Below are 14748 nucleotides of genomic sequence, written 5' to 3'. Positions count from 1 at the left end.
CAGGAGACCGCCATGGCCGCCCAGCCCGCCTTGAATGCCCGCGTGGCGGAAGTGACGCGAGGGATCGTCGAGCGCAGCCGCGCCGGCCGCGCGCGCTATCTGGAGCGGATCGAGGCCGCGGCCGCCCACAGGCCGGAGCGCACGCGGCTCGGCTGCGCCAACCAGGCCCACGGATTTGCCGCCTGCGGCCCGGCGGACAAGGCGCTGCTGCGGGCGGGCGCGACGCCCAATCTCGGCATCGTCAGCGCCTATAACGACATGCTCTCCGCGCACCAGCCCTACGAGCGCTATCCCGGCCTGATCCGCGAGGCCGCGCACGCGGCCGGCGGCACGGCGCAGATGGCCGGCGGCGTGCCCGCCATGTGCGACGGCATCACCCAGGGCGAGGCGGGCATGGAGCTTTCGCTGTTCTCCCGCGAGGTGATCGCCCTCGCCACCGCCGTCGCCCTCTCCCACCAGACCTTCGACGCGGCGGTGTTCCTCGGCATCTGCGACAAGATCGTGCCCGGCCTCGTCATCGGGGCGCTGGCGTTCGGCCACCTGCCGGCGGTGTTCATTCCCTCCGGCCCCATGACCAGCGGCCTGCCGAACACCGAGAAGTCGAAGATCCGCCAGCTCTTCGCCGAGGGGAAGCTGGGCCGCGACGCGCTGCTGGAGGCGGAGGCGAAATCCTATCACGGGCCGGGAACCTGCACCTTCTACGGCACCGCCAACACCAACCAGATGCTCATGGAGATCATGGGCCTGCACCTGCCGGGCGCCTCCTTCGTCACCCCCGACACGCCCCTGCGCGACGCCCTGACCAAGGCCGCGGTGGAACGGGCTCTGGCCATCACCGCGCTGGGCAATGCCTATACCCCCGTCGGCCGCATGCTGGACGAAAAGGCGTTCGTGAACGGCATCGTCGGGCTGCACGCCACCGGCGGCTCCACCAACCACACGCTCCACCTCGTGGCCATGGCGGCGGCGGGAGGCATCTTTCTGACCTGGGACGATTTCTCGGCGCTGGCCGAGGTGACGCCGCTGCTCGCCCGCGTCTATCCCAACGGCGCGGCGGACGTGAACCATTTCCACGCGGCGGGCGGCATGGCCTTCGTCATCCGCGAGCTCCTGGGCGCCGGCCTGCTCCATGCCGACGTGGAGACCGTGCTCGGCCAGGGGCTGGAGGCCTATGCGCGCGAGCCGGTGCTGGACGGCGAGAGCCTCGGCTGGCGGGAGGGACCGGCCGCCACCGGCGACGACAAGGTGCTGCGCGGCGTCAGCGCCCCCTTCCAGACCACCGGCGGGCTGAAGGTGCTCGACGGCAATCTCGGCCGCGCGGTCATCAAGACCTCGGCGGTCGCCCCCGAGCGGCACGTCATCGAGGCGCCCGCCCGGGTGTTCCATTCGCAGGATGAGCTCCAGGCCGCCTTCAAGGCGGGGACGCTGACCGGCGATTTCGTCGCCGTGGTGCGCTTCCAGGGACCGAAGGCCAACGGCATGCCGGAGCTGCACAAGCTGATGCCGCCCCTCGGCGTGCTCCAGGACCGCGGGCAGAAGGTCGCCCTCGTCACCGACGGGCGCATGTCGGGCGCCTCGGGCAAGGTGCCGTCCGCCATCCATGTGACGCCGGAGGCGGTGGAGGGCGGCGCCATCGCGCGGATCCGCGACGGCGACCTGGTGCGGGTCGATGCGGTGGAAGGCCGGATCGAGGTGCTGGTCCCGCCCGGCGAATGGGCGGCGCGCCCCGCGGCGAGCGCGGATCTCAGTTCCTCCCACGTGGGCGTCGGCCGCGAACTGTTCGCCCCGTTCCGCGCCGCCGTCGGCACCGCGGACAAGGGCGCCACCATCTTCGCCGCGCCCGTCTTCACCGAGGCGGCGGAATAGGTTCGGCCCGCCGCCGCTCAGCCGCGCGCCTTCCCCGGCCGGTATGCCGCTTGGTCGATGCCGTGGCGGCGCAGCTTGTCGTAGAAGGTCTTGCGGGGGATGCCGAGGGCGGCCACCGCCGCCTGCACGTCGCCCTGGTTCGCCTCCAGCGCGGCGCGGATCTCCGCCGCCTCGAAGCGGTCCACCCGCTCGGGAAGGGTGCCTTCGCCCAAGGAGGCGTCCTGCGCCAAGGCCGGCAGGGGCTCCACCAGCCCCAGCGCCACCCGCTCGGCATAGTGCACCAGCTCGCGCACGTTGCCGGGCCAGTCGTGCGCGCCGAGATGCCGGCGCACGCTCGCGTCCAGCTCCGGCGGCACCCGGTTGAAGCGCTCGGCGGCGCGGGCGAGGAAATGGCCGAACAAAAGCGGCACGTCCGCCCGCCGCTCGCGCAAGGGCGGGATGCGCACCGCCGCCACGTGGAGGCGGTAATAAAGGTCCTCGCGAAAGCGGCCCTGCCGCACCAAAGCCGGCAGGTCCACCTTGGAGGCGGCCACCACCCGGATGTCCACCCGCCGCGTCTCGTTGGTGCCGAGCGGCTGGACCTCGCGCGCCTCCAGCACCCGCAGCAGCTTCACCTGCAACGCCGGCGACATGGCCTCGATCTCGTCGAGGAAGAGGGTGCCGCCATGGGCGTGCTCGATGCGCCCGATGCGCTTCTTCAGCGCCCCGGTGAAGGCGCCGGCCTCATAGCCGAACAATTCGCTTTCGATCACGGTTTCCGGCAGGGCGCCGCAATTGACCGCCACGAACGGACGGTTGGCGCGCCGGCTCCAGCGGTGCAGCGCGTTGGCCACCACCTCCTTGCCGGAACCGGTCTCCCCCTCCACCAGCACGTCCACGTCGGCCTCGGCGATCTGGCGCAGCATCTGCCGCATGCGCGCCATCACCGGGGTGGAGCCGAGCAGCGGCATGTCCTCGCTCGCCGCCTCCACCGAGCGCTTCAGCTCCCGGTTCTCCAGCACCAGGCGGCGCCGGTCGAGGGCGTGGCGCACGCTGGTGATCAGCCGTTCCGAGGCATAGGGCTTGGCCAGGAAGTCGTAGGCGCCCTCGCGCATGGCATCCACCGCCATGGCGATGTCGCCGTGGCCGGTGACCAGGATCACCGGCAGGTCGGGATCGACGCGCTTCAGCCGCCGGAACAGCTCCAGCCCGTCGATGCGCGGCATGCGCACGTCGGTGACGACGACGCCGGGGAAGTCCGCGTCGAGCTGGTCCAGCGCGTCGACGGCGGAGGCGAAGCCGGTGGCCGAAAGGCCGGCCAGCATCAGCGCCTGCACGTTGGCGGCGCGCAGCGCATCGTCGTCGTCGATGAAGGCGACATCGCTCATGAGGCTCTCGGAAGGGTTATGGTGAAGACGGCCCCGGCCCGGCTCTCCACCGCCAGCGAGCCGCCGCATTCGGCGATGATGTCCTTGGAGATGACGAGGCCGAGCCCCAGCCCCTGCGGCTTGGTGGTGGTGAAGGGCAGGAACAGCGCCCCCAGAACCTGCGGCGACAGGCCCGGCCCATTGTCGGCGACGGTCACCACGACCGTGTCGGCGCGGGTTTCGGAGGTGATGCGGATGGTCGCGCCGGGGCGGCCGGCGAGGGCCTCGGCGGCGTTCTGGACGAGGTTGACGAACACCTGCTCCAGCCGCACCCGGTCGCCGGTCACCCTCGCGTCCGGGGCATCGAGGACGACCGCGAGGGCGATGTCGTTCTGCAGCAGGCGGTAGCGCAGCAGCAGGAGGGCGCCGTCCACCACCGCGCCGATCCGCACCGGCTCAAGCTGCGCCGCCGACTTGCGGGCAAAGGCGCGCAATTCGCCGGTGATGGCGCCGATGCGCTCGGTGAGGGCGGCGATGGTGTCCAGGTTCCGCGCCGCCGATCCCGCATCGCCGCGATCGAGGAAGGCGCGGGAATTCTCCGCGAAGGTGCGGATGGCGGCCACCGGCTGGTTCACCTCATGGGCGACGCCCGCCGCGATCTGGCCGAGCACGGCGAGCTTGTTCGCCTGCACCAGCTCGTCCTGCAAGGCGTCGATGGCGAGGCGGGCGCGGCGGCGCTCCTCCATCTCGGTGCGCAGCTGGGCGTTGGCGGCGCTGAGCTCGGCGGTGCGCACGGCGACGCGCTCCTCCAGCTCGCGCCGCGCCTCGGCCTGCCGCGCCTCCGCCCGCGCCCGGCGTCGGCGGCGGGTGCGCCACAGGCCCGCCGAGCCCAGCCCCACCACGCCGAGCAGCGCCGCCGAGGCCCGGGCCGCCGTGGCGGCGAGGGCGGTGGTGGCGGCGGTGGGGGCGAGCACGGACAGGGTCCAGTCGGTGGTGGGCACCGGCATGGACGCCTCGAGGAAATCCTCCCGCTTGGAGCGCCCCGGCAGGCGCACCCGCTTCAGCCCGGGATCCCCCGGCACCGGGCTGAGGTCGATGAGATCGAGGGGCGCATCGCCGAACTGCAGGCTTTCGCGAATCACCTTGCGCTCCCCCGCGTCGAGGGGAACGGTGGTGCGGAAGCGGAAGGCCGGCTCGCTGGCGATGAGCACGATGTGGCGCGCGTCGGTGACGAAGGTGGGCTCGGAGAAGTGCCGCCATTCCTCCTCAAGGGTGTCGAACTCGGCTTTCAGCACCAGCACGCCCAGGGGCTCGCCGGCCGCGTCCTCCACCCTCTGGGCGAGGTAGAGGCCCGGCTTGCGGCTGACGGTGCCGAAGGCGAAATGCTCCGCCCGCCCCTCCGCCAGGGCGATGCGGAAATACGGGCGGAAGCCGTAGTCGCTGTTGAGGAAGCTCTCCGGGGTGTTGAAATTGCTCGCCGCCACCGTGTGCCCGCCGGTGTCGATGAGATAGATCACCCCCGCGCGCACCCGCGCGACCAGGGCCTCGAACCGCTGGTCGAGGGCGAGGAACAACCCGGCGTCCTGGCTCGCCAGCGCCCGGCGCACGTCGGGATCCTGCGCCAGGGCGAACGGCAGGGAGCGCTGCTTCTCGATCTCGCTGCGCAGCACCGCCACCCTGAGCGCCGCGGCCGTGCGCGCGCCCGCCTCCACCTGGGCGAGGGCCCAGCGGCGCGCGGCAAAATCGGCGATGCGGTCGAGGCCGAGCATGACGGCGAGCATGCCCGCCACCACCCCGGCGGCGACCAGCAGCCGCCGCCGGCCGTGAACTGTGCTGCTTCCACCCTCCGCCGCGTCCACCGCGCAGCCTCTCCGCTTCTTCTTGTGCGGATTTCCGCACGCGCTTCAGGGCGACTGTGCAGCCATCCGCACGACCTGTCGAGCCCCATCCTGAGCCGCCTCAATTTTCTGAAAGCCTGACAAGCGCTTAACAAAGATGCGCGCGCGGCGCGGGACTGGCATGCGGCTTGCGCAAGAAGGGGCGTCTGCGGCGCGCCCGCGCCGACCCCACAACGAAGCATCCGGCGCCCGAAGTGCCCATCGCAAGAGGCACCACGGTTCCGGCGGAGGAGCCCGTCTCATGGCCCACGCCCTTCCCGTCGCAGCGCCCGTGCGCCCGCGCAAGTTCTATCATCACCTCTATTTCCAGGTGCTCGTGGCCATCGCCGCGGGCTGCCTGCTCGGCCACTTCTATCCGGATGTCGGCGCCAGCATGAAGCCGCTGGGCGACGCCTTCATCAAGCTGGTGAAGATGGTCATCGCCCCGGTCATCTTCCTCACCGTGGTGACCGGCATCGCCGGCATGCGCGACCTGGGCAAGGTCGGGCGGGTGGCCGGCAAGGCCATGATCTACTTCCTCACCTTCTCCACGCTTGCCCTCATCATCGGCCTCGTCGTGGCCAACGTGGTGCAGCCCGGCGCGGGCCTCAACATCGATCCCGCCAGCCTCGATCCCAAGGCGGTGGCGACCTATGCCGCCAAGGCCCATGATTCCTCCATCATCGGCTTCCTGATGGACATCATCCCGGCGACGCCCGTGGCGGCGCACGCCTCCGGCGACATCCTCCAGGTGCTGTTCTTCTCGGTGCTGTTCGGCATCGCGCTCGGCGGCGTCGGCGATCTCGGCCAGCCGGTGCTGACGCTGTTCAACTCGCTCTCCGCCGCCATGTTCCGGCTGGTGGCGATCGTGATGAAGGTGGCACCCATCGGCGCATTCGGCGCCATGGCTTTCACCATCGGCAAGTACGGTATCGGCTCGGTCAAGAACCTCGCCTTCCTGATCTTCACTTTCTACCTCACCGCCGGCCTGTTCATCTTTGTCGTCCTCGGGCTTGTGGCGCGCTACAACGGCTTCTCGCTCTGGAAGCTGCTGAAGTACATCCGGGAGGAACTCCTCCTCGTGCTTGGCACCTCGTCCTCCGAGGCGGCACTGCCGGGCCTGATGCTGAAGATGGAGAAGGCCGGCTGCGGCAAGTCGGTGGTGGGCCTCGTGATCCCCACCGGCTACTCGTTCAACCTCGACGGCACCAACATCTACATGACGCTGGCGGCGCTGTTCATCGCCCAGGCGACGGGCATCCACCTGTCGCTGGAAGAGCAGATCCTGCTGCTGCTGGTGGCCATGCTGTCCTCCAAGGGCGCGGCGGGCATCACCGGGGCGGGCTTCATCACCCTGGCCGCGACGCTCTCCGTGGTGCCGAGCGTGCCGGTGGCGGGGCTTGCCCTCATCCTCGGCATCGACCGTTTCATGTCCGAGTGCCGGGCCATCACCAACTTCATCGGCAACGCGGTGGCCACCATCGTGGTGGCCCGCTGGGAGGGCGAGCTCGACAAGGCCCAGCTCGCCCGCGTCCTCAATGGCGAGCACTACTCGCTGGAGGACGAACTCGACTCCACCCCGGCGACGCCGGCCATCGCCGCCGAGTAAGGCAAAGCCGGGTCGGGCGGGATCCGGCCGGGCATCCGCACATGCGGCAAAGGGGCCACGGCATCCCGCAAGGGGCCGTGGCCTTTTCCTGCGGGCGCCGGTTTCACGGCGGACCCTGGCCACCCTTGACCGCGCCCCCCGCGCGATGACATCGAAGGTGGCGGGGCAGGCCGGGGGCGACCATGGACGAGCGGGGAACGGCGCAGGCGCAGGGCACGGCCACCGGCTCGTCCGGCGAGGTGTTCCTCGCCTTCCTCAGGCTCGGCCTCACCTCCTTCGGCGGCCCCGTCGCCCATATCGGCTACTTCCGCGACGCCCTGGTGCTGCGGCGCCGGTGGATCGACGACAAGGGCTTCGCCGATCTCGTCGCCCTGTGCCAGTTCCTCCCCGGCCCCGCCTCCAGCCAGCTCGGCTTCGCCCTGGGCATCCTGAGGTCCGGATCGCTGCTCGGCGGCCTCGCCGCCTGGGCCGGCTTCACCCTGCCCTCGGCCCTCTTCCTCACGGTCTGCGCCCTCGGCGCCGCCGCCCTCGACGGGCCGGGGGTGGCGGGCGTGCTGCACGGGCTCAAGCTGGTGGCGGTGGCGGTGGTGGCGCAGGCGGTGTGGGGCATGTCCCGCACGCTCACCCCGGATGGGCCGCGCACCGCCATCGCCCTCGCCGCTTTGGCCCTGGTCACCTTCACCGGCGGCACCCTCGGGCAGGTCGCCGCCATCGCGCTGGGTGCCATGGCCGGGCTCGCCCTCTGCCGCGCGCGCTCCGGGACCGGGCACGACGACCCGTACGGGGCCCGCGGGGCGCCGGTGCCCCTGTCGCGCCGCACGGGGCTGGCGCTGCTCGCCTTGTTCGCGGGGCTGCTCGTCATTCCGCCGCTGGTCGCCGGTGCCGGCGATTTCCAGGCCCTGGCGCTGTTCGACGCCTTCTACCGTTCCGGCGCCCTGGTGTTCGGCGGCGGCCACGTGGTGCTGCCGCTGCTCCAGGCCGAGGTGGTGGCGCCGGGCTGGATCACCAACGGGCAGTTCCTCGCCGGCTACGGCCTCGCCCAGGCGGTGCCCGGGCCGCTCTTCACCTTCGCCGCCTATCTGGGGGCGCTGGTGCAGCCGGCGCCGAACGGCGTGGCCGGCGCCGCCATCGCCCTGGTGGCGGTGTTCCTGCCCGGCCTGCTTCTGGTCACCGGGATGCTGCCCTTCTGGGGGGCGCTGCGGCACCGGCCGGCGGCGCAGGCCGCCATGCGCGGCGCCAACGCCGCCGTGGTCGGCCTGCTCGGCGCGGCGCTCTACAGCCCGGTCTTCACCAGCGCCGTCCTCGGCCCGCGCGACTTCGCGGCGGCGCTGGCCGGCTTCCTGCTGCTCACCGTCTGGCGCGTGCCGCCGCTGGCGGTGGTGGTCGCCCTCGCGGCGGCGGGACCGCTGCTGGCGGGGGATGAGGCCCGCCGTCAGCGGCGCCGCAGCGCGCCGGCCATGTCCACGACCCCCTGGCAGACCACCACGCTGACGACGCCGACGGCCGCCATGAGCAGCGGCGCCCTGACATTGCCGGAGATGGCGAAGCCGAAGACGAGGCTCACCAGAACGCCCGCCAGCAGCGTCAGCAGCCAGACCCGCCACCGCGGCTGGCCGGCCGCCGTCAGCACGCCCGACAGGATGCCGGCGGCAAGGGCGGGAACCAGCGCGACCGAGAGGATCAGCGTCACCGCCCACCACCACAGGTCGCTGCCCGGCCGCCCGAGCGGCGGCCCGGACGACGTCGTCGCGGCGAGCACATAGAGCTGCGCCAGCCCGGACAGGGGGCCGAGCACGGCGAACACCGCGATGATCCGGAGGGCCCGCAGGATGCGCATGGCTCGGGACGCTCCGGGCGGGACGGGGGGAATCAGCGGCGGCGGCGCTGGCGCTGGTCCTCGAGCTTCACCCGCACGCTGTCGAGGGCGCGGATGGTCTCGTCGAGGCGCTTGGCGATGCTGCGCCGGAGCTTGGTGGCGGCTTCGGGATAGCTTTCCAGCATGCGCACGAAGGTGGAGCGGGCGATGCGCACCACCACCGTGGAGCCCGACGCAACGGCGGTGACCGGGCGCGGCGTGGCCACCAGCAGGGCGGTCTCGCCCAAGAGGGTGCCCGGCCCCACCTCCTTGAGCATGCGCGGCGCATCGGCCTTGCGCTCGTCCACCAGCCGGATGCGGCCCGAGACCACCACATAGGCGCAGTCGGCGACCTCGCCGGCACGGAACAGGCCCTCCCCGTCGGCCAGCGTCCGCTCCTCGGCGCTGATGGCGAGGATGCGCAGGGCCTCGGAACTGAGCACGTCGAAGGTGGCGACCGCTCGAAGCAGCGCAATGTCCTTCTCGATGCTCACGGACGGCGTTTCCTTGCTGCGACGGAGATGTTGAGTCTTGATGGTGACGTGCGGAAGGGAAAGATCGGGTTAAGCGCCAGCGGCCGTCGGGGGTCGGCCGACCGCGCGGTCAGGGCACCAGCTTGTAGCCTCCGGCCTGGGTTGCGAGCAGAGTGGGATTGGAGGGGTCGGGCTCGATCTTCTGGCGCAGGCGATAGATGTGGGTTTCCAGAGTATGCGTGGTTACGCCGGAATTGTAACCCCAGACCTCCTGCAGCAGCGTCTCGCGCGGCACCGGGGTTTTTCCCGCCCGGTAGAGATAGCGCAGGATCGCCGTCTCCTTCTCGGTGAGGCGGATCTTGGAGCCGCGCTCGGTGAGCAGCAGCTTGGCGCCGGGCCGGAAGGAATAGGGGCCGATGGCGAACACCGCGTCCTCGCTCGCCTCGTGCGAACGCATCTGGGCCCGCAGCCGGGCCAGCAGCACGGCGAAGCGGAAGGGCTTGGCGATATAGTCGTTGGCTCCCGCCTCGAGGCCCATGATGGTATCGCTGTCCGTGTCGTGGCCGGTCAGCATGAGGATGGGCGCCTTGAAGCCGGCGCGGCGCATCTGCCGCACGGCGTCGCGCCCGTCCATGTCCGGCAGGCCCACGTCCATGATGACGATGTCGATCGCGCCGTTCTTCGCCGTCTCGAGGGCGGCGGTGGCGGTCTCGGCGGCGACGGGCTCGAATTCATCCTGGAGCGCGAGCTGCTCGATCAGCGCATCGCGCAGCTCCGGGTCGTCTTCGACTACCAGGATCTTCCACGCATTGGCCATCAATTCCTCCTGCGCCCTTGCGGGCGCGCGAATCGCGCAAGTAGAGCATGCCCATGGCTGTGCGCAAATTTCCATCCGTGGGCGGATATTTGCCGGTATTTTAATACGTCATGAGGGCGCGATATCCTGTGGGCATCTCGAAAATCACCGTCCGCCGCCGCCCCGGCGCGGCGCATCTCGGTCTTCTGCGCGCCGGCGCCCTGGCCTTGCCGGTCGCCATCGGCCGGGCCGGAACGGGCTTCGACAAGCGCGAGGGGGACGGGCGCACCCCCGCCGGAACGTGGCGGATCCGTCGGTTGCTCTACCGGCCGGACCACGGACAGCGCCCGGTGACGCGCCTTCCCGCGGCGCCGCTGCGGAAAGGCGACGGCTGGTGCGACGAGCCCTCGGACCGCCGCTACAACCGGGCGGTCCGGCTGCCCCTCGGCGGCACCCGGCCGGTGTCCCACGAGCGCATGTGGCGCGACGATGACGTCTACGATCTGGTGCTGGTATTGGACCACAACACCCGGCCGCGCGTGGCCGGGCGCGGCTCGGCGGTGTTCGTGCACCTGGCGCGCCCGGGCTTTGCGCCCACGGCGGGGTGCGTGGCGCTGCGGCGCGCGGACCTCGTCCGCCTCCTTGCCCGCCTCAGGCCCGGCGCCCGGCTGGTGGTGGAGCACGGCTGAGGCCGCCGACCGCACCACCACCGATCCGCCTACGGCCCCTTGCGCTTGAGCGCCTCGGCCAGCGCCGCGCCGAACGCGCCCTGCCCCGGCTTCTCCCGGGCCGGCGGCGGGGCGCGGCGGGCCTCGTTCGCCCGTCCCTCGTTGCGCGGCCCGTCGTTGCGCGCCTCCTGCGGCCGGCCCCCGGAAGGGCGGGCGCCGGCGTCGTCCTTGCGCATGGAGAGGGCAATGCGCTTCCTCTTCACGTCCACCTCGACCACGCGCACCTTCACCACGTCGCCGGCCTTCACCACCTCGTGCGGGTCCTTCACGAAGCGGTCGGCCAGCGCCGAGACGTGGACCAGCCCGTCCTGGTGGACGCCGATGTCCACGAAGGCGCCGAAGGCGGCGACGTTGGTCACCGTGCCCTCCAGCACCATGCCGGGCTTCAGGTCGCTCATCTCGTGAACGCCCTCGGCGAAGGTGGCGGTCTTGAACTGCGGGCGCGGGTCGCGGCCCGGCTTCTCCAGCTCGGTGAGGATGTCGCGCACGGTGGGCAGGCCGAAGCGCGCGTCCACGAAGGCGCGCGGGTCCAGCGCCTTCAGCGCGGCGGTGTCGCCCATGAGGGCGCGCACGTCGCGGCCGCAGGCGGCGACGATCTTCTTGGCCAGATCATAGGCCTCCGGATGCACCGCCGAGGCATCGAGCGGCTCGGCGCCCTCGGGGATGCGCAGGAAGCCGGCGGCGAGCTCGAAGGTGCGCGGGCCGAGGCGGGAGACCTTCAGCAATTCCTTGCGGGTCTTGAACGGCCCCACCGTGTTGCGATGGGCGACGATGGCCTCCGCCAGGGAGGTGCCGAGGCCGGACACCCGGGCGAGGAGGGAGGCGGAGGCCATGTTGAGGTCCACGCCCACCGCGTTCACCGCATCCTCCACCACCGCGTCGAGGGCCTTGGCGAGCCGGGCCTGATCCACGTCGTGCTGGTACTGGCCGACGCCGATGGCCTTCGGCTCGATCTTCACCAGCTCGGCCAGGGGATCCTGGAGCCGGCGGGCGATGGAGACGGCGCCGCGGAGCGACACGTCGATGTCCGGCATCTCGGCGGCGGCGGTGGCCGAGGCGGAATAGACCGAGGCGCCGGCCTCGCTCACCACCACCTTGATGGGCAATTTGCGCGGCGGCTCGGGCGGCGGCAGCAGGCCGAGGAGATCCGCCACCAGCTTGTCGGTCTCCCGGCTCGCGGTGCCGTTGCCGATGGCGATCAGCTCCACATTGTGCCGGCGGATGAGGCTGGCGAGCTCCGCGCTCGCGCCCTGCACGTCGTTGCGCGGCTGGAACGGATAGACGGTGGAGGTGGCGATGAGCTTGCCGGTGCCGTCCACCACCGCCACCTTCACCCCGGTGCGGATGCCGGGGTCGAGCCCCATGGTGGCGCGCGAACCGGCCGGCGCCGCCAGCAGCAGGTCCTTGAGGTTGCGGGCGAAGACGCGGATGGCCTCCTCCTCGGCGCGCTCGCGCATCTCGCCCATCAGCTCCACGGTGAGGTGGAGCGAGAGCTTCACCCGCCACGCCCAGCGGGCCACCTCCAGCAGGAAGCCGTCCGCCGGCGCGCCATTGGCGAGCGGGATCGCGTAGGCCTCGGCGACGATGCGCTCGGCCGGCTTCACCGGGGTGGTGGCGTCCTCGTCCACCACGAGGTCGAGGGTCAGCATCTCCTCGTTGCGCCCGCGCAGCATGGCGAGCACGCGGTGGCTGGGGGCGGTGGCCCACTTTTCCGAATGGTCGAAATAGTCGCGGAACTTGGCGCCGGCCTCCTCCTTGCCCTCGGCCATCCTGGCCTTGAGCACGGCATTGGCCTTCAGGTGCGTGCGCAGCCGGCCGACGAGGTCGGCATTCTCGGCGAAGGTCTCCACCAGGATGTCGCGGGCGCCGTCGAGGGCCGCCTTGATGTCCGGCACCTGCTCGGTGAGGAAGGCGCTCGCGCGCTCGGCGGGTGCGACACTGCGATCCGCCAGGATCGCCTCCGCAAGGGGCCCGAGCCCCTTCTCGCGGGCGATCTCCGCCTTGGTGCGGCGCTTGGGCTTGTAGGGGAGGTAGAGGTCCTCCAGCTCCGCCTTGGTGGTGGCGGCGGCGATCTTGCCGCTCAGTTCGTCGGTGAGCTTGCCCTGCCCCTCGATGGAGGACAGCACGGCGGCGCGCCGGGCCTCCAGCTCGCGCAGATAGGAGAGGCGCTCTTCCAGCGTCCGCAGCTGGGTGTCGTCGAGGCCGTCCGTCACTTCCTTGCGGTAGCGGGCGATGAAGGGGACCGTGGCGCCTTCGTCGATGAGGGCGACGGCCGCGGTCACCTGCGCCGGGCGGGCGCCGATCTCGGCGGCGATGATGCGGGCGATCAGTTCGCTCGGTCCCTGCGGTGCGGCGGCCATGGGTCCTCCTTCGGATTCGGGGGCACGGCCATAGCCGAGCAATCGGGCGCTGTCACGATGGGGCATCCGGCGACGGGGGGAAAGGTCAGTCGGTTTCGGCGGCAAACGCCTGCGCCAGGGTCCGGACCGTCGCCGCCGGTTCCTGCGCCCGCATGACATCGCCCATGACCGCGATGCCCGCCGCCCCGGCTTTGCGGCACAGGCCCGCCGTCGCGGCGGTGATCCCCGCGAGGGCGATGACCGGGACCGGCGCGGCGGCGACGACGGCGGCGAGCCCCTCCCCTCCCAGCGCCGGCCCGTAGCCGGGCTTCGACGCGGTGAGGAAGACCGGGCTCACGGTGATGTAGTCGAGCAGGGCCGGATCGGCCGCCCGCGCCTCTTCAGACGTGTGGACCGACAGCCCCACGAGCGCCCCGGCGCCGAGCAGCGCCCGCGCCGCCGCCGGATCGCCGCCGCCCGGCAGGTGCACGCCGTCCGCCCCGGCGGCGCGGGCCAGCTCCGGCGCGCCATGCAGGGTGAGGCGGGCGCCAAAGGGGCGCGTCGCCGTCCTCAGGCGCGCGAACAGGGCGACCTGCGCGGCGGGGGAAAGGTCCTTCTCGCGCAGGCTGATCCAGCGGCAGCCGCCGGCGCAGGCCTGCGCCACCACGTCCGCCAGATCGCCGCGAGAACCGCCGCGCACCTGGCTGCGGTCGGTGATGAGCAGCAGCGGCGGGGCGGGCAGCACGCCGGGGCTCAGCTCCCCACCAGCCCGAATTCCGGGCTGGAGGCCTCCGCATGCAGCTTGCGCGGGATGCGGCCGGACAGGCGGGCGAGGCGGCCGGCGTCCACCGCATGGCGGAAGGCGGTGGCCATGCGCACCGGATCGTGCGCCTTCGACACCGCCGTGTTGAGCAGCACCGCCGAACAGCCCAGCTCCATGGCCAGCGCCGCGTCGGAGGCGGTGCCGATGCCGGCGTCCAGCACCACCGGCACGGGCGAGCGGGCGCAGATGAGCTCGATCATGTGCGGGTTGGCGATGCCCAGCCCCGAGCCGATCATGGAGCCCAGCGGCATCACGGTGGCGGCGCCCAGGTCCGCCAGCTTCTGGCAGGTGACCGGATCGTCGTTGCAGTAGGGCAGCACCACGAAGCCGCGCGAGACCAGCTCCTCGGTGGCCTTCAGCAGTTCCTCCACGTTGGGATAGAGCAGTTCGCGGTCGCCGATGACCTCGAGCTTGACCCAGTCGGTCTCCAGCGCCTCGCGGGCGAGCTCGGCGGTGAGCACGGCATCCTTGGCGGTCTGGCAGCCGGCGGTATTGGGCAGGATGTGGACCCGGCCGAGGAGCAGGTCGGTGAGGCTCTCCTCATAGCCGGCGAGGCTGATGCGGCGGATGGAGGCGGTGGCCATCTCGGCCCCCGACGCCGCCAGCGCGTCGAGGAACACTTTCTGGTTGGGATAGCCCGCGGTGCCCAGAAAGAGGCGCGACTGGAACGCGCGCCCGGCGATGACGAGGGGGTCGGCAAATGCGCTCATGTTGTGTCTTCCCGGCACCCGTCGGGGCGCCTCATGGCGGTTTCTTCCCGGCGCCGTCGCGGCGCCCTCTTGGTTCTCGCGGGGCGTCAGCCGCCCTGTTTGGCCTCGATGATCTCCACCGTGTCGCCGCAAGAGAGCGGCGTCCCCGCCCAGGCGCGGCGCGGCACAACGGCGCCGTTCACCGCCACCGCGATGCCCTTGCGCTCCGGGTCAAGGCCCTTGGCCACCAGCAGGTCGGCGACGCTGGCCACAAGATGGTCCTCGGCGGCGCCGTTCACCCTGAGGGCCAGCGGCACGGGGGTGCGCGAGGCGGAGGACGCGGCCAT

General features: G+C 71.8%; 11 protein-coding genes and 1 pseudogene. 4 read left to right on the top strand and 8 right to left on the bottom strand.

The window, feature by feature from the left end:
* The first annotated feature begins 12 nt into the window (after window positions 1-12).
* The gene (edd, locus tag EZH22_RS08855) at window positions 13-1866 is read left to right on the top strand and encodes a phosphogluconate dehydratase (RefSeq protein WP_203195284.1); all 1854 of its coding nucleotides are present in this window, start codon (window positions 13-15) and stop codon (window positions 1864-1866) included.
* A gap of 17 nt (window positions 1867-1883) precedes the next feature.
* On the opposite strand, the gene EZH22_RS08850 is transcribed toward edd, so the two are convergent.
* Together EZH22_RS08850 and EZH22_RS08845 are read right to left on the bottom strand one after the other, a co-directional pair.
* On the bottom strand, window positions 1884-3233 hold the full coding sequence (locus EZH22_RS08850; RefSeq protein ID WP_203195283.1) for a sigma-54-dependent transcriptional regulator: 1350 nt from the start codon (window positions 3231-3233) through the stop codon (window positions 1884-1886).
* The gene (locus tag EZH22_RS08845; RefSeq protein ID WP_231711393.1) at window positions 3230-5071 is read right to left on the bottom strand and encodes a sensor histidine kinase; all 1842 of its coding nucleotides are present in this window, start codon (window positions 5069-5071) and stop codon (window positions 3230-3232) included. The genes EZH22_RS08850 and EZH22_RS08845 overlap by 4 nt, the downstream gene beginning before the upstream one ends.
* A gap of 280 nt (window positions 5072-5351) precedes the next feature.
* Here EZH22_RS08845 and EZH22_RS08840 point away from each other — a divergent pair, with 280 nt between their 5' ends.
* Together EZH22_RS08840 and chrA are read left to right on the top strand one after the other, a co-directional pair.
* The gene (locus EZH22_RS08840; RefSeq protein ID WP_203195282.1) at window positions 5352-6698 is read left to right on the top strand and encodes a dicarboxylate/amino acid:cation symporter; all 1347 of its coding nucleotides are present in this window, start codon (window positions 5352-5354) and stop codon (window positions 6696-6698) included.
* A gap of 182 nt (window positions 6699-6880) precedes the next feature.
* Window positions 6881-8110: pseudogene (chrA, locus tag EZH22_RS08835) on the top strand (chromate efflux transporter); the annotation flags it as partial.
* A gap of 457 nt (window positions 8111-8567) precedes the next feature.
* Here the strand turns inward: chrA and EZH22_RS08830 are convergent.
* The gene (locus EZH22_RS08830) at window positions 8568-9047 is read right to left on the bottom strand and encodes a Crp/Fnr family transcriptional regulator (protein WP_203195280.1); all 480 of its coding nucleotides are present in this window, start codon (window positions 9045-9047) and stop codon (window positions 8568-8570) included.
* 109 nt (window positions 9048-9156) lie between these two features.
* Window positions 9157-9843: a response regulator transcription factor gene (locus EZH22_RS08825; RefSeq protein ID WP_203195279.1), complete on the bottom strand. Its 687-nt coding sequence runs from the start codon at window positions 9841-9843 to the stop codon at window positions 9157-9159.
* Window positions 9844-9971: 128 nt separating this feature from the next.
* Between EZH22_RS08825 and EZH22_RS08820 the strand changes: the two genes are divergently transcribed.
* The gene (locus EZH22_RS08820; RefSeq protein WP_231711392.1) at window positions 9972-10511 is read left to right on the top strand and encodes a L,D-transpeptidase family protein; all 540 of its coding nucleotides are present in this window, start codon (window positions 9972-9974) and stop codon (window positions 10509-10511) included.
* Between the two features lie 29 nt (window positions 10512-10540).
* On the opposite strand, the gene EZH22_RS08815 is transcribed toward EZH22_RS08820, so the two are convergent.
* From EZH22_RS08815 to thiS, 4 genes are all read right to left on the bottom strand, one after another.
* Window positions 10541-12910, bottom strand: coding sequence for a Tex family protein (locus EZH22_RS08815; RefSeq protein WP_203195277.1), 2370 nt, complete (start codon window positions 12908-12910; stop codon window positions 10541-10543).
* A gap of 85 nt (window positions 12911-12995) precedes the next feature.
* Window positions 12996-13634: a thiamine phosphate synthase gene (locus EZH22_RS08810; RefSeq protein WP_231711391.1), complete on the bottom strand. Its 639-nt coding sequence runs from the start codon at window positions 13632-13634 to the stop codon at window positions 12996-12998.
* 8 nt (window positions 13635-13642) lie between these two features.
* Entirely contained in the window at window positions 13643-14422 is a 780-nt protein-coding gene (thiG, locus tag EZH22_RS08805) for a thiazole synthase (protein ID WP_203195276.1), read from the bottom strand.
* Between the two features lie 86 nt (window positions 14423-14508).
* On the bottom strand, window positions 14509-14748 hold the full coding sequence (gene thiS, locus EZH22_RS08800) for a sulfur carrier protein ThiS (RefSeq protein WP_231711390.1): 240 nt from the start codon (window positions 14746-14748) through the stop codon (window positions 14509-14511).

The sequence above is a fragment of the Xanthobacter dioxanivorans genome, assembly GCF_016807805.1.
GTDB classification, from domain to species: Bacteria; Pseudomonadota; Alphaproteobacteria; order Rhizobiales; family Xanthobacteraceae; genus Xanthobacter; species Xanthobacter dioxanivorans.
The sequence above is the reverse complement of the archived record's forward strand: the minus strand, read 5'-3'. Positions and strand labels throughout refer to the sequence as shown.

Bases quoted from the DNA above. Each gene is read 5' to 3' on its own strand.
- edd (WP_203195284.1), top strand. From the start codon at position 13: ATGGCCGCCCAGCCCGCCTTGAATGCCCGCGTGGCGGAAGTGACGCGA.
- EZH22_RS08850 (WP_203195283.1), bottom strand. From the start codon at position 3,233: ATGAGCGATGTCGCCTTCATCGACGACGACGATGCGCTGCGCGCCGCC.
- EZH22_RS08840 (WP_203195282.1), top strand. From the start codon at position 5,352: ATGGCCCACGCCCTTCCCGTCGCAGCGCCCGTGCGCCCGCGCAAGTTC.
- EZH22_RS08825 (WP_203195279.1), bottom strand. From the start codon at position 9,843: ATGGCCAATGCGTGGAAGATCCTGGTAGTCGAAGACGACCCGGAGCTG.
- EZH22_RS08815 (WP_203195277.1), bottom strand. From the start codon at position 12,910: ATGGCCGCCGCACCGCAGGGACCGAGCGAACTGATCGCCCGCATCATC.
- thiG (WP_203195276.1), bottom strand. From the start codon at position 14,422: ATGAGCGCATTTGCCGACCCCCTCGTCATCGCCGGGCGCGCGTTCCAG.
- thiS (WP_231711390.1), bottom strand. From the start codon at position 14,748: ATGGCCGCGTCCTCCGCCTCGCGCACCCCCGTGCCGCTGGCCCTCAGG.